A 19979-nucleotide genomic window follows, 5' to 3' on the forward strand; every position below is an offset into this window, starting at 1 on the left:
GGATGTCATTCCCGGAGGAGGAGTGCAGATGAACAAGCGTGAGCTTGGAGATGCGGTAGCGGCATCGCTCGGTGGCAGCAAGGCCGCCGGAGGCACCGCGGTTGACGCCGTCTTCGACGCCATCACCGCCGCACTGGCGCGAGGCGAGAAGGTGTCGATCTCCGGATTCGGCAACTTCGAGGTTCGCACCCGTTCGGCGCGTGTGGGGCGCAATCCCCGCACCGGTGAAGCGGTGCAGATCGCTGCCAGCAAGGCTGCGGCCTTCAAGGCGGCGAAGGCACTCAAGGACGCCGTCAACTGATACGTCTCGACGAGAGATGAGAAGTAGGGGCACCCCGCGGGGTGCCCCTACTTCGTGGCGGTCGGACTGGAACGGATCCGGCTCAGTACTCCACCGGCATGTCCTTGGTGGCTGCTGCGAACTGGGTGAGCATCCCCTGGTTCATCATCAGCTTGGCCATGTTTCCGCTCACCTTCAGCTTGCCGGTCATGAAGGCCATCTGCGTGTTCAGCTCTCCCCGGCTGATGGCGCTGGCGGTGGCATAGTCGTTGGTGATGGTGGCGTCGGCGTCATCGGCCTCACCCGCCCGGGCTTGCGCCGTTCCGTCGGCGACCCTCATGTAGTAGGTGCTCTCGGCGCCCTCAGGGGCGTCGGTCACGACGAACTGGAGGGTCAGGTTCACGTTGGCGACCGCCCCGGTGAATCCCTCGTGGGCGTTCACGGTTGCGGTGAGCTCATCCAGCCACTCCTGGGAGAGGAACTTGGACACGGCTTTCGGCTCCTTCTGTCGAATCCGAGCCGAGGATAGCCCCGGTGCCCGGGGACTCTCGCGTGGCGATCAGGCCAGTGCCGCCTCGGTGAGTGCCTGATCGATGGCGGCGACCTGCTCCGGCGTCGGGGGACGCAGCGGACGACGGGGGAGCCCCGGTATCAGCCCGGTGCGCATGGCGGCGTGTTTCACCGCAGGGATGCCGAACCGTTCCACGGCGGTGGCAACCGTCGTGAGCGGCGTTCCATCGCCTGCGACCGCTCGCTCCACCAAGGCCGTGGCGTAGTTGGTGCTGGCGGTGATCGCCCCGTGGGCGCCTTGCTCCACGGAGGCGGCGACCGCCGCCGAGGCTCCGGCAAAGAAGAGGAACCCGGGTTCGCAGGCGGCGGCGAGCCGGCCCAGCCGGTCGGGATCCCCTCCCGAGTCCTTCATGCCGACGATGGCGGGCAGGCCTGCCAGTCGTTCCACCGACTCGGAGGCCAGCTCGAGAGCAGTGACCCGCGGCACCGAATAGAGGAAGATCGGGACCGGCGAGGCGGTCGCGACGTCTTCGAAGAAACCCTCGATCAGATCCGGGCGGTGGCGGACCAGGGTCGTGGGCGTCGACACCAGCACCGCGTCCGCCTCGGCGCGTACCGCCTCTTCGATGGCTGCTCGGGCCATACGCAGCGACTCGGCGGTGACACCGACCATGACGAACGAGTCGGGGGCGGCGTGCCGTGCGGTGATCGCCAGGGTGTAGCGCTCACCCGGCTCCAGGTAGGGACCTTCGCCGGTGGATCCGCCGATGAGGACGCCCTCGACGCCTCGATCCCACATGGTTGCCACGTTGTGATGGTGTGCGCCGCGGTCGATGTGGCTGGCGTCGTCGAAGGGTGTGATCAGTGCCGGCATGACTCTGGGTGGGGTACGCATCGCCCCGAGGCTAGGGGATCGTCGCCACCCTCCTCGCGATGCGCGAGAATGTCTCCGTGTCCACCGACACCGAAACCGAGAGCCGCCCCGGGCGCCGCCTGCCCTGGCCGCTCTCCTTCTATCGGTCGGCCGTCGGCAAGAAGTGGGTCATGGCGGTCACCGGGCTGGTTCTCATCGGCTACGTGGTGGCGCACCTGATCGGCAACCTGAAGGTGTACCTCGGTGCAGAGGAGATCGACGCCTACGCCGAGGCCCTGCGCGACCTGGGCGGTGACCTCTTCCCGCGCACCAGCCTTTTGTGGCTGATGCGAACAGGGCTGCTGGTGGCGTTCCTGCTCCATGTGCACGCCGCCTACTCGCTCACCTACACCAACTGGAAGGCTCGCTCCGGGCGTTACCGGGAGCGTGACTACCAAGTTGCCACCTACGCCTCGCGCACCATGCGGCTCACCGGGACGATCGTCCTGCTCTTCGTCGGATTCCACCTTGCCGATCTCACCTGGGGGGTGGCCCCGGCGGCCAGCGACCAGTTCGTGCGCGGAGAGGTGTACGCCAATCTGATCGCCTCCTTCGAGCGCCTGCCGGTGGCGGCCGTCTACGTGATGGCCAACCTCGCCCTCGGGTTTCACCTGTTCCATGGTGTGTGGTCCCTCTTTCAGAGCCTGGGGTGGAGCCATCCCAGCTTCAACCGCTGGCGGCGCTGGGCCGCCTACGCCGTCACCGGGCTGATCGTGGCCGGCAACCTGTCGTTTCCCCTCGCCGTGCAACTGGGGGTGCTCAAGCCGTGACCGTCGAACTCGACGCCCGAATCCCGGAAGGTCCGTTGGCCGAGAAGTGGGACGCCCACCGTTTCGAGATCCCGCTGGTGGCGCCACCCAACCGTCGGCGCTTCGAGGTGATCGTTGTGGGGACCGGTCTCGCAGGCGCCGCCGCCGCCGCCACCCTCGGGGAGCTCGGCTACCGGGTGAAGGTGTTCACCTATCACGACTCCAATCGAAGGGCACACAGCATTGCCGCCCAGGGGGGCATCAACGCCGCCAAGAACTACCGCAACGACGGCGACAGCGTGCAGAGGCTGTTCTACGACACCATCAAGGGGGGGGACTATCGGGCCCGTGAGGCCAACGTCCACCGCCTCGCCCAGATCAGCACCGAGATCATCGATCAGGCCACCGCTCAGGGTGTGCCGTTCGCCCGCGAGTACGGAGGGCTGCTCGCCAACCGGTCGTTCGGCGGAGTCCAGGTGTCCCGCACCTTCTACGCCCGCGGTCAGACCGGTCAACAGCTGCTCCTCGGCGCCTATCAGGCGCTCGCTCGCCAGATCGAAGCGGGCACGGTTCGCTCCTACACCCGCTGCGAGATGCTCGACGTCGTCATGGTCGAGGGCGAAGCGGCCGGGATCGTCGTACGAGACCTGGTGAGCGGTGAGGTGACTGCCCATTCGGCACACGCCGTGGTGCTGGCGACCGGCGGGTACAGCAACGTCTACTTCCTCTCGACCAATGCCAAGGCATGCAACGTGACCGCCATCTGGCGTGCCCACCGCAAGGGGGCGCTGTTCGCCAATCCGTGCTTCACCCAGATCCACCCCACGTGCATCCCGGCGAGCGACGAGTTCCAGTCGAAACTCACCCTCATGTCCGAGTCGCTGCGCAACGACGGGCGCATCTGGGTGCCTGCCGGGGATGGAGACGGGCGCCCCGCCGCCGACATCCCCGAGCACCAGCGCGACTACTTCCTCGAGCGCCGGTATCCGGCGTTCGGCAACCTGGTGCCCCGCGACGTCGCCTCGCGCGCCGCCAAGCGGGAGGTCGACGGCGGCAAGGGCGTCGGGCCGCTGCGCAACGGGGTGTACCTCGACTTCGCCGGAGCCGTCGGTCGCCTGGGGCGGGAGGCCATCGAGGAGCGGTACGGCAACCTGTTCGAGATGTACGAGCGCATAACCGGCGAGGACCCGTACTCGACTCCGATGAGGATCTACCCGGCCCCTCACTACACGATGGGCGGCCTGTGGGTCGATTACGACCTCATGACATCGGTGCCCGGCCTGTACGCCCTGGGCGAGGCGAATTTCTCGGATCACGGAGCCAACCGGCTCGGTGCCAGCGCACTGATGCAGGGCCTCGCCGATGGCTACTTCATCCTGCCGAACACGATCGCCGGTCATCTCGCCCCGCGCCTCGGGACGGCGGCACCGTCCACGGATCATCCCGCGTTCGCCGAGGCGATCGCCGGCGCCAGAGACCGCATCGGCCGCCTGATGGCGGTCAAGGGGAAGCGCACCGTCGACTGGTTCCACCGCGAGTTGGGAAAGATCGTGTGGGATCACTGCGGCATGGAGCGCAGCGCCGACGGCCTGCGTCGGGCTCTCACCGACCTCCCTGCGCTCGAGGAGGAGTTCTGGTCCGACGTCACGGTCCTCGGCGGCGACGACGGGCTCAACCAGACCCTGGAGAAGGCAGGGCGCGTCGCCGACTTCTTCGAGCTTGCGGCGCTCATGTGCCGCGATGCCCTGCATCGCGAGGAGTCGTGCGGTGGCCACTTCCGGGTGGAGCATCAGACGGCCGAGGGGGAGGCTCTCCGCGACGACGAGAACTTCGCCCATGTGGCCGCCTGGGGGTTTGCCGGCCCGGACGAGGAGCCCACGCTGGTGAAGGAGCCCCTGGAGTTTGAGGACGTCGAGGTGAAGACGAGGAGCTACAAGTAATGGACCTCACGCTTCGGGTATGGCGGCAGGAGGGCCCGGACCGGCCTGGTGGGTTCGAGGAGTATCGGGCACGCGACATCTCAGCCGACGCCTCCTTCCTCGAGATGCTCGACGTGGTCAACGACCGCCTCACCGTCGAGGGCCGCGAGCCGATCGCCTTCGAGCACGACTGCCGGGAAGGCATCTGCGGATCGTGCGGCGTGATGATCGATGGGCGGCCGCATGGTCCGCAGGGTGGGACCGCCACCTGCCAGCTCCACATGCGGCACTTCACCGACGGGGACGTGATCGTGGTCGAGCCCTGGCGGGCTGGTGGCTTTCCGGTGCTCAAGGATCTGGTCGTGGACAGGTCGGCACTCGACCGCATCATCGAGGCCGGTGGCTTCATATCGGTCGACACCGGCAGCGCTCCGGAGGCCAACCTGACGCCGGTCCCGAAAGCGGTCGCCGACCGCGCCATGGATGCCGCCGCCTGTATCGGTTGCGGTGCCTGCGTCGCCGCCTGTCCCAACAACGCGGCCCAACTCTTCACCGCCGCAAAGGTCGCCCATCTCAACCTGCTGCCCCAGGGTCAGCCGGAGCGCTTCATGAGGGTGCGGTCGATGGTGGAGACCATGGAGCGCTTCTTCGGGTCCTGCACCAACCACGGGGAGTGCGAGGCTGCCTGTCCCAAGTCGATCTCGATCGACTTCATCGCCCTGCTCAACAGGGACTTCGTTCGGTCGCAGTGGCGCGCCCCCACGACCACGGGTCGCTGAGCGGGTAACCGCCCTCGTGCGCGCGCTCCGCGCGAAGTGCCTTTCTAACTTGCAGCGCCAGTGGCGAAACCCGTTGTTGAATAAGCCCTTGCATGCGCGCGCTGCGCGCGCAATAATGACACTGGTGTAATTCCAAGGAGTTCCATGCTCGACGATCTCAGAGAAGTGATCGAGGTCGGGGATCTGTCGTGGCAGGCCGGTGCCAACTGCACCGGCGCCAACGCCGACCTGTTCTTCCCGGAACGAGGGGCGTCGACCCGGGTGGCGAAGTCGATCTGCCGGGAGTGCTCGGTCAAGGAGGCGTGCCTCGAGTTCGCCATCACGACCGGCGAGAAGTTCGGGATCTGGGGCGGCATGTCGGAGCGCGAGCGCCGGCGGGTGCGGCGCGAACGCCACATCGCCGCCCGCAGGGCCAGCTGAGGAGACCCCCGGCCTGCGGCGCCTGGCCGCCTTCTCCACCGCCGAGGGGTCGCTCCGGCTCCCGTACAATGCGGTGGAATCGAGCAAGGGAGTAGCAAGTGGCCGTCGTCATCGCCGTCGGGGTGCTCGCTGTGATCCTGGCGGCGACCCTGATCGTCCTGAATCGCCGCCGAGGCGGTTCCGGGGAAGCGGCCGCCGGCGTGGTCTCGGCCGACATGGGCCGCCCCCGTCCGACGGTGGCGGAGTTCCACGTGCAGGACGGAACCGCCCGGGTGCACTTCGAAGTCCCCCTCCCCGCGTCGGGTGCCGACGAGGTGCTGGCTGAGCTGCTCGGGCGTGAGGCGGTGGAGGTCGTGCGCGAGAAGCGACACAGCCTCCCCATCGGCGACGTGACCCGGGTGACCGCCCTGGGTAGGTTCGGGGCCGACTGGCTGGAGGTGACGAGCATCGGTCTCGACACGCCTGGCGAGCTCCCCCCGCCGATGCTTCCCGAGTTGCTCCCCCACGCCGGCCGTGGCGACTTCGACCCATTCGAGCACATCTCGGGGTTGCCCGAGCACGCTCCGGGACTGGCCGAGGGGCGCCGTGGCGAAGACCTGGAGCCGATGCGGCTCAGGCTCCCCGCCACGGCTTCCGCAGGGCTGCGCGCTCAGGGGGTCGATCCGGATGGCAGCGATGCCATCGACCTGGTGCTCGGCCTGATGCGCGCCGCCGGATACTCCATCTCCTCGACCGGTGACGACACCTTCATGGCGGTCCTCGGCGGTGGACGGACCATGTTGCGGGTGATCCCGCACGAGGCAGGGTCGCATCCCGAGGTGGACGAGACGGCGATCAGAAGGTTTGTGGTCGATTTCGGTGCTTCGGGTGCCGACCGTGGAATCCTGCTCAGCGAGAAGTGGTCGCCGTTCGAGATCTACGACCGGGAGCGCCGCGACCGGCGCATTCGTTTCGTGACCCGGGAGCGGCTGCAGGCGTTCGTCGACGCCCTGGCACTCGGTTGAGGCCGACAGCACTCCCTGTCCTTCTCCCGGAACCAGATCGCTCCGGGTTTCGTTACCGGTGATGGTGGATGCCTGAGCATCCAGCCCCGTCATGGGAAGAGGTGGCCCGGGTCCATGGGCGCAAGATCTACAACTTCGCCTACCGACTCTCGGGGAATGCCGACGACGCCCAGGACATCGCCCAGGAGGTGCTCCTCCGAGTGCGGCGTGGGCTGGAGCGTTACACGCCCGGGTCTTTCGACGGCTGGCTGTGGCGGATCACCCGCAACGTCTTCCTCGACGAGGTGCGCCGCCACCGGCGTCGTCCCACGGTGCCCCTTCCCGACGACGAGCGTCCCTTCGGAGAGGCCGCCGCTCCGCCCGACGAGGTACTGGAGTCGACCACGCTCTCGGACGAGGTCCAGGCTGCCCTCCTCGACCTCCCATTCGAGTTTCGTGAAGCGGTCGTGCTCTGCGACGTGGTCGGTCTGGCGTACCACGAGATCGCCGAAGTGGTCGGGGTACCGGTGGGCACCGTCCGCAGCCGGATCCACAGGGGGCGCAAGATGCTGAAGGGGCAACTGTCGTGAGCCACCTCGCCGAGGTCATCTCCGCTCTTCTCGACGGGGAGCTGGAAGCGCCCGAGGCCGCCGCCGCCGAGCAGCACCTGGCCGATTGCGCTGCCTGCCGTATCGAGTACGAGGAGGTGCGAGCCGGGCGTGAGGCGGTTCGCTCTCTCCCCGAGAGGGAACCGGCGGCTCCGTTGATCCCCGGGTCCACCGTGGGGAGGCGGCCCCGCTGGGCCTGGGCGTCGGCGGCTGCGGTCGGCCTGGTTCTGGGCTCGGGGCTGCTCATCGGTCCCGGGGAGCCGGGTGTGGCCTTCGACACCGCTGCGCTCGCCGGGCAGCACACGGCCGCCTTGACGCCGTCGGGCGCTGCAGATCCCGACGCCCCCTCCACGGTGACCGGCGGGTCCTCCCTCGACCCCGGCGCCAGGGGTCGGCTGCCCGAAGCCGTGGCCGGGTACGCTCGGAGAGACGCTCGCCTCACCCCCGGAGGCGTCTCGCACGGGGTCTACACCGACGGTGCCGCCACCTTCTCGGTGTTCGAGGCCGATCGAGGTGCCACTCCCGAACCGTTTCCAGCCGCCGACCGTTGGAGTTTCGATGGGCACGAGTACCTGGCGGTGGGATCGGCGGCAGAGGTACTGATCCATTGGAACGCTCCGGACAGCAGCTTCCTGGTGGTGGGCCCCCTAACCCGTGACCAGGCGCGTCTCGTGCTGGCCGACCTTCCCCGCCCTGGTGATCGCAGCCTGCTGGTGCGGATCTGGCGGCGCCTGTTTGGCTGAACGGAGTAGGAGCCGCCCGGCACCTACCCTTTCGGGGATCACCACGACCGGGAGGAGCCCTGATGGCCGTCGAGATCGGATCACCTGCTCCGGAGTTCTCGCTTCGCGACACCGAGGGAGACCTCGTGACCCTGGATGCCCTGAAGGGACGCAAGAGCTTGGTCGTCTTCATTCCCTTCCCGTTCACCGGGACCTGCGAGGGCGAGCTGTGCGCCATTCGTGACCGGCTCTCCGAGCTGAACGACATCGATGCCGGCGTGGTGGCCATCACCTGTGACACACTCTTCGCCAACAAGGAGTGGGCGAAGCAGAACGGATTCGGCTTCCCCGTCCTCTCCGACTTCTGGCCGCACGGAGCGGTGACCGACGCCTTCGGCGCATTCGACGCGGAGGTCGGGGCCGCCAATCGGTGGACCTTCGTGCTCGACGCCGATGGCGTGGTTCGCTCGATTGTGTCCACCGAGAGCCGCAGGTTCGCGCGCCAGTTCGACGACTACGTGGCCGCCCTGGCCGCCATCGACTGATCCGACCGAAGTCAGGGCCTGCGAGCCCGAGTGTCGGTCATCCGCTGATGCGGTACCCGACGCCCCTCACGGTCTCGATCGTCGGCGCCGAGGGGTGTTCCTCGAGCCGCCGCCGCAGCCGGCGGATGTGCTGATCGAGGGTTCGGGTGTCGCCGAACCAGGTGTACCCCCAGACCTTGTCCAGGAACTCCTCTCTCGGCACGACTCGCTCCGGCTGTTCCATGAGGAGGGCGAGGACCTCGAACTCCTTGCGCGGAAGGTCGATGCTCTCGTCTCCGATGTGCAGCCGGTAGGCATCGCGGTCCAGCGTGGCCGCGCCGACGGCCAAGGCCGGCCCCGATGTGGCTCCAAGGCGGCGGGTCGCCGCCCGCACCCGAGCCAGCAGCTCGCGGATCGAGTAGGGCTTGGTGACGTAGTCGTCGGCTCCGAGCTCCAGGGCGGCCACGACGTCGGCCTCGGCATCCTTCGCCGAGACGACGATGATCGGCACGTCGGAGTCCTGACGAACCGCCCGCAGCACGTCGAGACCACCGATGCCGGGGAGCATCAGGTCGAGCAGCACCAGGTCGGGCCGCACCTCGCGGAAGCGGTCGAGGCCCGCTCGGCCGTCGGGCGCCGCATCGACGGTGTAACCCTCGCGCTCAAAGGAGAGCCGGATCGCTTCGACGAAGGAGGCCTCGTCCTCGATCACCAGGATTCGGGTCACGGCCGGCTCCAGACGGGCAGGCTGATCCTGAAGGTGGACCCTTCACCCTCGACGCTGCTCACGGTGACGTCGCCGCGATGGTTGCGAGCGATGTGACGGGCGATCGACAGGCCGAGCCCGGTTCCGCCGGTCTCCCGACTCCGGGCCCGGTCGACCCGGTAGAACCGTTCGAATATCCGATCGAGGTGGCCTTCGGGGATCCCTATCCCCTGATCCGACACTTCGATCGTCACCCATCCGTTGGCGACCGCGGTTTCGATCGTCACCCTGGGCGGCGGCTCGCCCGGCTCGGGGAACGAGTACTTGACGGCGTTCTCGACCAGGTTGGAGATCATCGACCGCAGCTGGCGGGAGTCGCCGACGACGCGCGCCTCGGGCGGTGTCGGCGAGAACTCGATCGTCACTCCTCGCCCCCGAGCGATCTCCGCCATCTCGGCGGCCACCGCCTCCAGCACGTGGGGTATCGACACCGGTTCATCGTGCCCCGAGAGGGCCTCCGCCTGGGAGAGGTCGAGGATGTCACCCACCAGTCGGGCGAGGCGGCCGGCTTCGTGTCGCAGCCGTTCGGCGAGCCCGGAGGCGGCGGGGTCGTCGGTGACCGCTCCGGCCAGGGCCTCGGCCAATGCCGCCAGCGCCGCCAGGGGAGTCTTCAGCTCGTGGCTGACGTTGGCGATGAAGTCGCGCCTCATGGCGGCAACCCGCCTGCTCTCGGTGACGTCCTCGATGAACGCCACCGCTCCGATGCTCTCGATCCCGAAGTCGAGCGGGATCGCCGACACCTCGAGCACCGCTCTCACCGGGGTGTAGAGCTCGATCTCCGCTCCCACCGAGTTGCGGTCGAGGACCGCCTTCTCGATGGCTTCCCTGATCCGTACCTGTGCCACCGCCTCGCCGAGGCGTGTTCCTAGATGGCGTTCCGCTGCAGGGTTCACGGAGAGCACGACGCCGCGATCATCGGTGAGCAGGATGCCGAGGGGAGCGGCCTGCATGGCGCCGGCGAGGCGGGAGCGCTCTCGCTGGGCCTGTGCCGAGGATCTCTCCAGGCGCTGCAGTGCGGCGTCGAGGGCAGCCACGCGATGACGCCCGCTCGAGGGCACTCCACCACCGATCCGTTCCAGGGCTGCGTCCACTGCACGGGCATGGCGCCGGTTTCGCCACCAGAAGAAGACCGCAACCAGTGCGAAGGCGGCAGCGACCGAGGCCGTGACCAGGGTTGGGTCCACGGGGCGAGCATAGGTGCCCGCCATTCACTTACCGGGGTGCATGGTCGAGTTCACACCGGGTTCAAGTTGGGGCCGCGTGCGATTCATGCGGCCTCCGTACGGTCCCCTCGGCATGGACGGGCCCGTGTCCGCTCGTGCCGAACCTACAAGGAGGAAATCCGAATGATTCGCAAGACCGGGCGCCTAATGGCGACCCTGCTTGCCCTGTCGCTGGTGGTGGCGGCGTGCGGCGACGATGACGCCGCGACGACCACCACCGGGGGGACCACCGCCACCACGGCGGCTCCGTCCACGACGACACAGCCGAACACCGGTGTAGACCTGGGCTTGCCTGATGTCGATCCGTTGGATGTTCCCGCTGGGGACATCGCGATCGCTGGTTCGTCGACGGTGTTTCCGTTGTCGACGGCGGTGTTGACGCGTTGGATCGATGAGGGTGGTCCGGAGTACTCGATCGACTCGGTCGGTTCGGGTGGCGGTTTCGAGCGCTTCTGCGTCGAGGGTGTCTCTGACATCTCGAATGCGAGCCGTCCCATCAAGGACTCCGAGGTGGATGCGTGCCGTTCGATCGGGCGTGAGCCCATCGAGATCCGGGTCGGGACCGACGCCTTGTCGGTCGTGATCAGCAACGGCAACTACTTCGCCAAGACGATGACCCTCGAGGAGCTCAACACGCTGTTCTCTGCGCAGCCCGGTGACACCTGGGACATGGTGAACCCGTCGTTCCCGGCTCATCCCATCGCCTTGTACTCGCCTGGTGCCGACTCGGGCACCTTCGACTACTTCAACGAAGAGGTCCAGGGTGAGGCCGACCCGTCGCCGATCCTGGCCAATGGCCTGGCCGAGATCGTCGGTGAGGACGACAACCTCACGGTGCGTGGTGTCGCCGACGATGGCTGCACCGAGGGTGATCTGACTTCGACGTGTGCTGCGGGCTACTTCGGATATGCGTTCTTCCAGCAGAACGCCGGGGAGCTCCAGGTCGTCGACGTCGACGGTGTGACGCCGAACGACGATTCGGTCAACGCCGGGACCTACCCGCTGGCACGTCCGCTGTTCATGTACACCGATGCCGGTGTCATCGCCGACAAGCCACAGGTTGGTCTGTTCATCGCCTACTACCTCAACGTCGTCAACGAGGTCATCGGAGACGTCGGGTACTTCCCGGCACCGATGGCCGCCCTGCAGGAGGCAGCCGACGCCATCGCGGCGGCAGCAGGCTTCTAGGTCCCTCCCACCGCCGAGGAGCGGGTCCCGGCCGGTCCCGAGCCGGTCGGGACCCCACCTCGGGTAAGTTCCCTTCCGCAAGTCACCGAGAGGTAGCGCAAGTGATCGCAGGCACTCGATCGACCCCGCCCAGCCTCAAGGGTCGTCGTCGTCCAGTGGAGCGAGGCATCGTCGTCGCCCTCTTCCTGGCCGGGGCGGTTTCGATAGCGATAACCATCGGGATCCTCTGGGAGCTGGGCAAGGAGTCGCTCCTCTTCTTCCAGGACGAGCGGGTGTCGTTCTGGGACTTCATCACCAAGACCGAGTGGCTGCCGCAGGCCGGCTCCTTCGGGATCTGGCCCCTCGTGCTGGGCACGATGCTCATCACCATCATCGCCCTCTTCGTGGCGGTTCCGGTCGGTCTGGCGAGCGCCATCTACCTCTCCGAGTACGCCAGCCGCCGCACCCGCGGCATACTGAAACCGATCCTCGAGATCCTCGTGGGCATCCCGACCGTCGTCTTCGGGTTCTTCGCCGTCACCTTCATGACGCCGCTGCTGCGAACCATCTTCGGTGCCAGCAGGGTGGGCTTCTTCAACGTGCTCTCGGCAGGGATCGTCGTCGGTTTTCTCATCGTTCCCCTGATCAGTTCGCTCGCCGAGGACGCCATGGCCGCCGTTCCCGATTCGCTTCGCCAGGCCGCCTACGGGCTGGGGGCGTCCCGGTTGGAGGTGTCGCTGCGGGTGGTGTTCCCGGCGGCCCTCTCCGGCATCGCCGCCGGGGTGGTGGTCGCCATGTCGCGCGCGGTGGGCGAGACGATGGTTGTCACGCTGGCCGCCGGGGCCTCGCCGCGCAACTTCTCCTGGACCGATCCCGCCGCCATGTTCGACCCCTTCACCGGCGCCCAGACCATGACCGGCTATGTGGCCATCACCGCCAACGGCGACCTCTCCTACAACACGATCGACTACAACTCGATCTTCGCCATCGGGCTCACCCTCTTCGTCATCACGCTGGTCCTCAACTCGCTGAGCCGCAGGATCGTCCGGCGCTTCCGGCAGGAGTACGAATGAGCGACATCGCAGGGGAACGGTTGGGAGACGGGTTTCCGACCGACGCCGAGTACCGGGCGATGCTCGACAGGCGGACCAGGAGGGGGCGTTTCGCCCAAGCCGGGTTCCTGGCCTTGCTGATCTTCGCCGTGCTCGCCCTGGCCAGCCTTCTCATCACGATCATCGACGACTCTTTCGGCCTGGTGGCGGTCGTCAACCAGCAGGAACCCGAGGCGGTGGTCGCCTCGCTCGGGTACGACCCGGCCGAGGTGTCCCTGGACGATCTCTCGAAGGACGAGTTGTTCGGCATTCTCGAGGCGGCGATCAACACCAACGTGGGGCGGCGCCTGGAGAGGGATCAACGGTTCTTCGAGGACCGTCTCGTCTTCGAGTCTCAGGAGAAGTGGGACGAGCTGTGCTCATCGCAGGACGCCCCCACCGGATGCTCGCTCGAGGCGCGCGGCCGCCAGAACCTGATGCTCCTCGTCGAGGAGCGGGTCATCAAGCCCGACATCATCGCCTCGAACGGGTTCTTTTCGTCGGTGCTCGACGGGGACGGGTTCGAAGAGTCCATCACCAGGGCCTTCGTGGAGACCCCCGAGAGGTTCCCCGACTACACGATCGATCAGGTTCAGTTCGAGTGGCGGGCATGGCTCAACCGGTCCTTCCTCACCAGCCCGTCGAGTTCGATCCCGGAGCTTGCCGGTATCAGGACCGCCATCCTCGGTTCGGCCTGGCTGGTCCTGTTCACCGTTCTCTTCTCCGTCCCGGTGGGGGTCGCCGCCGCCATCTACCTGGAGGAGTTCGCCAAGAAGAACAGGATCAACGACCTGATCCAGACCAACATCAACAACCTCGCCGGCGTGCCGTCGATCGTCTGGGGAATGCTGGGCCTGGCCGTCTTCGTCCGCGTGTTCGAGCCGCTGACGCAGGGGAGGACGGTGATCTCGGCCGGGTTGACGCTGGGTCTGCTCACGCTTCCGGTGGTGATCATCTCGTCGCAGGAGGCCATCAGGGCGGTCCCCAACTCGCTGCGTCAGGCGGGCTTGGCCTTGGGTGCGACCAAGTGGCAGACGGTACGCAGCCAGATCCTGCCGGTGGCGATCCCGGGCATCCTCACCGGGACGATTCTCGCCATCGCCCGGGCGATCGGTGAGACGGCGCCCCTCATCCTGGTGGGGGCCGCCAGCTTCATCACCGTCGATCCTTCTGGCCCGTTCTCCAAGTTCACGGCCCTTCCCATCCAGATCTTCCAGTGGACGGCCCTGCCTCAGCCCGAGTTCCGCAACCTGGCGGCGGCCGCCAGCCTGGCGCTGCTCGTGATGCTGCTCGTGCTCAACGCTGCCGCAGTGATTCTTCGCAATCGATACTCCAGGAGGATGACGTGACGACACAGAACCGGCAGGTCCTGCGGGCCGCACCCGAGGTGGGAGGTCCGTTCCCCTCGACGACGACGGGTGAGGCAGTGCTCGAGACCAAGGGCATGAACGTCTATTACGGGGAGTTCAAGGCCGTCGCCGACGTTTCGATGCGCTTCGAAGCCAACCGGATCAGCGCCCTCATCGGACCTTCGGGCTGCGGCAAGTCGACCGTGCTGCGGTCGCTCAACCGGATGAACGACCTCATCCCGACCGCCAGGGTGGAGGGCGATGTCGAGTATCACGGGGCGAACATCTACGCCGACGGTGTGGACCCGGTCGAGATCAGGCGGCGGATCGGAATGGTGTTCCAGAAGCCGAACCCGTTTCCGAAATCCATATACGACAACGTCGCCTGGGGGGTCAAGATCAACGGGTTCAAGGGGGCGAAGTCGACCCTGGACGACATCGTGATGCGCGCCCTGGAGCAGGCTGCGCTGTGGGACGAGGTCAAGGACAAGCTGAGGGAGTCCGGCCTTTCGCTGTCGGGCGGCCAGCAGCAGCGCCTGTGCATCGCCCGGGCGATCGCCACCCAGCCCGATGTGATCCTCATGGACGAGCCCTGCTCGGCGCTGGACCCCATCGCTACGATGCGGATCGAGGAGTTGATGCTGCAGTTCAAGTCCGACTACTCGATCATCATCGTCACCCACAACATGCAGCAGGCGGCACGGGTGTCGGATCGGACGGCGTTCTTCAACGTCGAGCTGAACGAGAAGGGCCAGCGCACGGGGCGCCTCGTCGAGTTCAGCGACACCGCCATGCTGTTCACCAAACCGTCGCAACAGGCGACCGAGGACTACATCACCGGCCGATTCGGCTGAGAGAGGGACAAGAGATGCCGATTCCGCAGTCCGAATCCCGCCACAACTTCACCGAGAGCCTCGACGAGGTCCATCGTGGCATGACCGAGCTCGGCGCCCTGGTGTTGGAGAACAGCAGGCGGATGAGCGAGGCGATCCTGGAGAATCGCCTCGATCTGGCCCGTGCCGTCGTGGCTGGCGACGAGGAGATCGATCGGCGCTACTCCGCCCTGGAACATCGCGTGTTCGAGATCATGGCTCGCCAGCAGCCAGTGGCCGGCGACCTTCGCTTTCTGGTCTCGGCGACGAGGATCCTCTATGAGATCGAACGGTCCGGCGACCTTGCGGTGAACGCCGCCAAGGGCCTTCTCCGCCGCGACGGGTACACCTTGCCTCCGGGGGTGCAGTCCCTCGTCGCCCGCATCTCCCGGGCCTCCACCGACCTGTTCGCCGACGGCCTCGAGGTGCTGGCTGCTCTGGATCCCTCAGGGGCGGTGCGCATCGAGGCCGGCGACGACGAGGTGGACAACCTCACCGGCGAGGTGTACGCCGCCATCGCCAGGAACGCCGACGACATGGGATTCGATCTGGCCATCGAGCTGTCGCGTGTCGGGCGCTACCTGGAGCGGATCGCCGACCACGCGGTGAACATCGCCGAGCACGTGGTGTTCATCGCCACCGGCGAGTTCCCCGAAGACGGCGATCCGGTGGCGGTGCGCGACGAGGCGTGACCTGATCGCAGGGTCGGCCGGAGCTGCCGCCTCTCGAGGCGTCGCGGTGATGCCCCGGGTGTGAGGAGAACCCCGATCCCGGGCGATCGTGACCCGTTGACCGTCAAGGATGGCCCCCGGCGATCCGATGCACATCGGGTGAGGAAGGGCACGATTCTTCGTCGTTCGTCGGGAGGCGGCGCGCCGCCACCCGAGACGGCCGCGCTCGTGGCCAGGTGGGTGAGGGCGAGCGTGGGGATGTCGGCGGTGGCGTGGGTCGGACTGGGCATCGCCGCCGCCCTCGGAGTGCCCGAGCTGTGGCCGGCGCTGGTGGTCTCGCCCGGCATCTGGGCGGCGGCTCTGTTGTCCGGGGTGGGCGACCCGCGAACTCCGGCGCGACTGGTGCTCGCCGTGGCCATCGTCACCCCGATCCTCGGGGGCGTCGTCCCCGATCACATCTCGGTCGGGTTGCTCGCCGGGACCCTCACCGCCGGCCCGGTGGTCTTCGGGGTGTTCGAGGAGCGGCGCCGAATCCCGGTGATGGTCGCAGCGTTGACCGTCTGCGGCATCATCGTCCTGCGCCAGATCGCATCCGACTCCGTCCTGGTGTTCTTCGCCATCTCGTACACGAGCGGGGCGTTGATCGGTTCCTGGCTGGTGGTGTCGCTGCGCCAGGGCCTCCAGCGCCAGGCCGTGGAGATCGCCGGCGGAGATCGCCGGTTCCGCGACCTCTTCGACCGGGTACCTGTGGGCCTGTACCGCACCAGCGTGTCCGGGGAACTGCTCGACGCCAACCAGGCTCTGGCCGACATCCTGGGAGTACCGCTCGACTCGGTCCTGGGCAGACAAGTGCAGCCTTTCATGCTCGATCCGGCCGACCTCCACCGGCTTCGAGAGAGGCTGGCCACCGAGGGGAGCCCACTGGTGTCCGATCTTCGCTTCCGGCGTGCCGACGGTCGGATCATCTGGGTGCGGGATCGCACCCACATGGTTCGCGACGAGAGCGGTGAGGTGGTGTGCTTCGAGGGTGAGCTCCAGGACATCACATCGGAGGTCGAGCACATGGACCGGCTGCGCGAGCTGGTCCAGTCCAAGTCGGAGCTGATCGCCGCCGTCAGCCACGAGCTGAGGACACCGTTGACCGCCGTGGTCGGGTGTCTCGATCTCCTGGTGACCGGTGTCGGCGACGAGGCCGAGGATCTTCTCGCCCTTGCCGCCGAGCAGGCTCATGACCTGGCGACCATCGTGGAGGATCTGCTCACCGCCGCCCGTCTCGACAACCAGGAGCTGGTGGTCCACGACGAGGTCGTCGACATCTTCGGAGCGGCCGAGGCCACCGTCCGCTCCATGGACTGGGTGGGCGTCTCCCTGGGCGTCCCTCCAGGGGCCGTTGGACGCGGCGACGGGTCGAGGGTTCGACAGATCCTGCGCAACCTGGTGAGCAACGCCTCCAAGTACGGGAAACCTCCGGTCTCGGTGCACCTCGAGGTCGGCGAAGGCACGGTGGGAATCGTCGTCGCCGATCACGGAGACCCGATCTCACCCGACGTGCGTCGCGCAATGTTCGAGTCGTTCTACACGACGGGCAGCCAGGGGACCCAGCCGGGCTCGATCGGGCTCGGCCTGGCGATCTCGCGTCGTCTCGCCCAGCGAATGGGCGGCGACCTGCACCATGACCGGGTCGGGGAGCAGAACCGCTTCGTGCTCACCCTGCCCGCCGTCGAAGCCGATCTCGCCGGCGACTCAGAGGAGGACTCGCGCCGCCCATCCGACGGGGTCGGCGACCTCGACGGCGTCGGGCAGGGCGCCGGGCTCCTGCCAGACTCGCTCTAGGGCCTCGTCGCCCCATCGCCTGGAGACCTCGGCGCAGAATGCGGTCCCCGTCCGATACCCGGGACGCTTCAGGTCGAGCCCGATCATCCGGGCGAGCATGACCTCGTCCGGTGAGGCGGTGCTGCGCGACCGATCGACCGCCTCCCGGATCGCCTCCGACTGCGGAACCAGCCCGGGAAGGGCACGGTCCACCAGGTGCTCGCCGTAACCGTCGATCAACGCCATCACTGCGCGCATCCCCTCCAGGGATTCGAGGGCGGCGGGCCCGGGAGCGAGCCCGGCGGTGATCCCACCCTCCTCGACGAGACGCTGCAGGGCTTCGGGGTCCTGGAGCGCCGCCAGGCGGTCTCCGAGGGCATCGGCGTCGGTCTCGAGGCCTTCGACGAAGGCGGCGAGGGTTCGCCTCGCCTGTTCGCCAACCCATGGCACGGCGAGTGCTGCGTGGTGGGATACCTCCCGCGTGACCGCCCACAGGCGCACCTGGAGCGGATCGAGGCCGTGTGCCAGGGCGAACCCTTCCACGTTGGGAACAACGAGGGCCGGCGGCGCCCCGGCGCCGGGCAGGCCCAGGTCGAAACCACCCAGGACGTGATGCGAGGCGGCGCCGACGAGGCCCCCGACCTGCAGCCCCACCATGGCGGGGCCCAGCGCCTGGAGCATCTCGGGCCCGGTGTCCGCCCCGAGGCGGGCGGCCAGGGGCACCGCCAGCGGCGCAAGGTCCTCGACGCGGCCGCTTGCCCACCCGCGGCGATCGAACACCTCGAGCCGTGCCGCCAGGGGTACCGGGTCGAACGACGAGACCGCCGCCACGTGGTTCGCCGCCGTGGCGGCCAGCTCGCGAAACTCCTCGGCCAGCCACGGGTCGACCGGCTCTGCCTGCCCCGCCGATGATTCTGCGATCTCGCGCGCCAGCCGCCAGTTGACCGGGCCCGCAGACCGCAGCAGGTCGGCGAGCCGGTCGAAGAGATTGTCGGTCACACGCCCTCCGGTCGCTCCATCAGCGTCACGTCGGCCTGGATCTCGGCGCCGTCGCGAATCAGCGTGACCGTCACCTGGTCGTCGACGCGGTAGAGCCTGATCCGAACCACGAGCTGCTCCATCGTGGACAGCTTCTCGCCTTCGACAGCCACGATCAGGTCGCCCACATGGAGACCGGCGGCCTCGGCGGCGGTGCCCGCCATGACCTCGGCCACCTCGACCCCTGCAGGGATCGTCGATCCGTCACCCTGTTCTTCGAAGTGGGTGGTACCCCCGATCCCCAGGAAGGCGTGGTGCACCGCTCCGTCGGCGATGATCTCGTCGGTGATGCGCTGCACCATCTCCACCGGAATGGCGAAGCCGAGCCCTTCGGCGCCCACGTCGCTGATCCCGATCGCCGAGGTGATCCCGATGAGCCGTCCCCCGGCATCGACCAGTGCACCGCCGCTGGAGCCGCGGGTGATCGGGGCGTCGGTCTGGAGCATCCCGAACAGCTCGCTTCCGGGCGTACTCACCCTCCTGTCGAACGCCGATACCACCCCGACGGTCACCGACGGACCGCCCTCGAGGCCGAGCGGGCTGCCCACGGCGACGGCGACGTCACCGATGGCCATCGCCTGGGATGAGCCGATGACTATCGGGGTGAGCCCGGTGGCCCCGATCTGGACCACCGCCAGGTCGGTGAGGGCATCTGCCCCGAGCACCGTCGCCGGGTAGGAGCGCCCGTCGGAGAACACGACGCGCACCTCGATGGCACCGTCCACGACATGCTGGTTGGTGACGATCGTGCCATCGGCGGAGAACACCACGCCCGAACCCGACGAGGTGGCGAAGAACTCCTCGTCGTCGGTGTCGTCCACCTCGACGGTGACGATCGAGGGCAGCACCGCGGCGGCGACCTCGGCGGCGCTGCCGGTGGCGATGGGCGCCGGAGGCGCCGTTGTCTCGTCGGCCGCCATAAGGACTGCGGTGGCGGCCCCGGCCCCGATCAGGGCGGACAATGCGGCCAGGCCCACGGCGGCCAGCCAGCGCGGCGGGCTGCGCCTGCTGGATTCGGTCGCGACCGGTCTCGCCAGCTCGGGAAAGAGGGCGATCTCGACCGGCTCGCCGGGAAGGGCGCCCTCCTGAGTAGTGTCGGCCACGTGGTGATTGTATGAGTGGCCCGCGGGTACCCGGAGGCGACCAGGTGGCGGTCTCGGACGCCGTCATCGAGCCCGCTCGTCTCCTCGATCACGTCGCCGACCCCGCTGCCGGCGCCTCGGTGCTGTTCCTGGGAACGGTTCGCGACCACTCGGTCGGCCGCCAGGGCGTGACCCGCCTCGAGTACGAGGCGTATCCCGAGGTGGTGGAGCGCCACATCTCGGACCTGATCTCCTCGGTCAGGGAGCGCTGGACGCTGGTGCGGGTGGCCGTCGTGCACCGAACCGGCTCGCTGGATGTGGGGGATGTGGCCGTGGGCGTGGCCGTATCGGCAGCCCACCGGAGCGACGCCTTCTCCGCCGGCGCCGCCCTCATCGACGAGCTCAAGGCGTCGGCACCGATCTGGAAGAAGGAGCACTGGCCCGGGGGGGCGGAGTGGGTGGCCGGCGGCTGAGTGCGCCGTCCGTCGTCCTGGTGCCGCC

At 68.0% G+C, this 19979-nt stretch carries 22 protein-coding genes; 16 read left to right on the plus strand and 6 right to left on the minus strand.

All coding sequences use genetic code 11. The features are described 5' to 3' along the window. Nucleotides 1-28: 28 nt before the first annotated feature. Nucleotides 29-301 (plus strand): HU family DNA-binding protein, encoded by a 273-nt coding sequence (locus QY307_09120; protein WKZ82233.1) that lies wholly within the window; start codon nucleotides 29-31, stop codon nucleotides 299-301. An 82-nt stretch (nucleotides 302-383) separates the two neighbouring features. Here QY307_09120 and QY307_09125 read toward each other — a convergent pair whose 3' ends face one another. After that, nucleotides 384-770, minus strand: coding sequence for an SCP2 sterol-binding domain-containing protein (locus tag QY307_09125; GenBank protein WKZ82234.1), 387 nt, complete (start codon nucleotides 768-770; stop codon nucleotides 384-386). A 69-nt stretch (nucleotides 771-839) separates the two neighbouring features. Continuing rightward, nucleotides 840-1685, minus strand: a complete 846-nt coding sequence (locus QY307_09130) for a dihydrodipicolinate synthase family protein (protein WKZ82235.1) — start codon at nucleotides 1683-1685, stop codon at nucleotides 840-842. A gap of 38 nt (nucleotides 1686-1723) precedes the next feature. Between QY307_09130 and QY307_09135 the strand changes: the two genes are divergently transcribed. From QY307_09135 to QY307_09170, 8 genes are all read left to right on the plus strand, one after another. Next, nucleotides 1724-2473, plus strand: a complete 750-nt coding sequence (locus tag QY307_09135; protein ID WKZ82236.1) for a succinate dehydrogenase cytochrome b subunit — start codon at nucleotides 1724-1726, stop codon at nucleotides 2471-2473. Continuing rightward, a complete protein-coding gene (locus QY307_09140; protein WKZ82237.1) occupies nucleotides 2470-4392 on the plus strand; it encodes a fumarate reductase/succinate dehydrogenase flavoprotein subunit in 1923 nt (640 codons plus the stop codon). Before QY307_09135 ends, QY307_09140 begins: the two co-directional genes overlap by 4 nt. Further along, nucleotides 4392-5150, plus strand: coding sequence for a succinate dehydrogenase/fumarate reductase iron-sulfur subunit (locus tag QY307_09145; GenBank protein ID WKZ82238.1), 759 nt, complete (start codon nucleotides 4392-4394; stop codon nucleotides 5148-5150). The genes QY307_09140 and QY307_09145 overlap by 1 nt, the downstream gene beginning before the upstream one ends. Before the next feature lie 144 nt (nucleotides 5151-5294). Further along, entirely contained in the window at nucleotides 5295-5570 is a 276-nt protein-coding gene (locus QY307_09150; GenBank protein ID WKZ82239.1) for a WhiB family transcriptional regulator, read from the plus strand. 98 nt (nucleotides 5571-5668) lie between these two features. After that, the gene (locus QY307_09155; GenBank protein ID WKZ82240.1) at nucleotides 5669-6574 is read left to right on the plus strand and encodes a hypothetical protein; all 906 of its coding nucleotides are present in this window, start codon (nucleotides 5669-5671) and stop codon (nucleotides 6572-6574) included. Nucleotides 6575-6642: 68 nt separating this feature from the next. Further along, complete coding sequence (locus QY307_09160; GenBank protein WKZ82241.1) at nucleotides 6643-7143, plus strand: sigma-70 family RNA polymerase sigma factor; 501 nt, start codon at nucleotides 6643-6645, stop codon at nucleotides 7141-7143. Next, nucleotides 7140-7904 (plus strand): zf-HC2 domain-containing protein, encoded by a 765-nt coding sequence (locus QY307_09165; protein ID WKZ82242.1) that lies wholly within the window; start codon nucleotides 7140-7142, stop codon nucleotides 7902-7904. The genes QY307_09160 and QY307_09165 overlap by 4 nt, the downstream gene beginning before the upstream one ends. Nucleotides 7905-7966: 62 nt before the next feature. Beyond that, nucleotides 7967-8428: a redoxin domain-containing protein gene (locus tag QY307_09170; GenBank protein ID WKZ82243.1), complete on the plus strand. Its 462-nt coding sequence runs from the start codon at nucleotides 7967-7969 to the stop codon at nucleotides 8426-8428. Between the two features lie 37 nt (nucleotides 8429-8465). On the opposite strand, the gene QY307_09175 is transcribed toward QY307_09170, so the two are convergent. Together QY307_09175 and QY307_09180 are read right to left on the minus strand one after the other, a co-directional pair. Further along, nucleotides 8466-9134: a response regulator transcription factor gene (locus QY307_09175; protein WKZ82244.1), complete on the minus strand. Its 669-nt coding sequence runs from the start codon at nucleotides 9132-9134 to the stop codon at nucleotides 8466-8468. Beyond that, complete coding sequence (locus QY307_09180) at nucleotides 9131-10357, minus strand: ATP-binding protein (GenBank protein ID WKZ82245.1); 1227 nt, start codon at nucleotides 10355-10357, stop codon at nucleotides 9131-9133. Before QY307_09180 ends, QY307_09175 begins: the two co-directional genes overlap by 4 nt. Before the next feature lie 162 nt (nucleotides 10358-10519). On the opposite strand from QY307_09180, the gene QY307_09185 reads away from it, so the two are divergent. The 6 genes from QY307_09185 (at nucleotide 10520) to QY307_09210 (ending at nucleotide 17379) form a co-directional block, all read left to right on the plus strand. Then, nucleotides 10520-11584, plus strand: coding sequence for a substrate-binding domain-containing protein (locus QY307_09185; GenBank protein WKZ82246.1), 1065 nt, complete (start codon nucleotides 10520-10522; stop codon nucleotides 11582-11584). A gap of 101 nt (nucleotides 11585-11685) precedes the next feature. Then, the gene (pstC, locus tag QY307_09190; GenBank protein ID WKZ82247.1) at nucleotides 11686-12636 is read left to right on the plus strand and encodes a phosphate ABC transporter permease subunit PstC; all 951 of its coding nucleotides are present in this window, start codon (nucleotides 11686-11688) and stop codon (nucleotides 12634-12636) included. Continuing rightward, nucleotides 12633-14003, plus strand: coding sequence for a phosphate ABC transporter permease PstA (gene pstA, locus QY307_09195; protein WKZ82248.1), 1371 nt, complete (start codon nucleotides 12633-12635; stop codon nucleotides 14001-14003). The genes pstC and pstA overlap by 4 nt, the downstream gene beginning before the upstream one ends. Before the next feature lie 95 nt (nucleotides 14004-14098). Beyond that, nucleotides 14099-14857 carry a phosphate ABC transporter ATP-binding protein PstB gene (gene pstB / locus QY307_09200; protein WKZ83786.1) on the plus strand — a complete coding sequence of 253 codons (759 nt, stop codon included), beginning with the start codon at nucleotides 14099-14101 and terminating at the stop codon, nucleotides 14855-14857. A 14-nt stretch (nucleotides 14858-14871) separates the two neighbouring features. Continuing rightward, complete coding sequence (phoU, locus tag QY307_09205) at nucleotides 14872-15567, plus strand: phosphate signaling complex protein PhoU (protein WKZ82249.1); 696 nt, start codon at nucleotides 14872-14874, stop codon at nucleotides 15565-15567. A gap of 219 nt (nucleotides 15568-15786) precedes the next feature. After that, a complete protein-coding gene (locus QY307_09210; GenBank protein ID WKZ82250.1) occupies nucleotides 15787-17379 on the plus strand; it encodes a PAS domain-containing sensor histidine kinase in 1593 nt (530 codons plus the stop codon). Here QY307_09210 and QY307_09215 read toward each other — a convergent pair. Both QY307_09215 and QY307_09220 read right to left on the minus strand, forming a co-directional pair. Beyond that, a complete protein-coding gene (locus tag QY307_09215) occupies nucleotides 17290-18357 on the minus strand; it encodes a zinc-dependent metalloprotease (GenBank protein ID WKZ82251.1) in 1068 nt (355 codons plus the stop codon). The two genes, QY307_09210 and QY307_09215, sit on opposite strands and share 90 nt — an antisense overlap. Next, a complete protein-coding gene (locus QY307_09220) occupies nucleotides 18354-19499 on the minus strand; it encodes a trypsin-like peptidase domain-containing protein (protein ID WKZ82252.1) in 1146 nt (381 codons plus the stop codon). The genes QY307_09215 and QY307_09220 overlap by 4 nt, the downstream gene beginning before the upstream one ends. Nucleotides 19500-19510: 11 nt before the next feature. Here QY307_09220 and QY307_09225 point away from each other — a divergent pair, with 11 nt between their 5' ends. Then, complete coding sequence (locus QY307_09225; protein WKZ82253.1) at nucleotides 19511-19951, plus strand: molybdenum cofactor biosynthesis protein MoaE; 441 nt, start codon at nucleotides 19511-19513, stop codon at nucleotides 19949-19951. The last annotated feature ends 28 nt before the right edge of the window (nucleotides 19952-19979 follow it).

This window comes from Acidimicrobiia bacterium (assembly GCA_030584185.1).
Lineage (GTDB): Bacteria > Actinomycetota > Acidimicrobiia > Spongiisociales > UBA11373.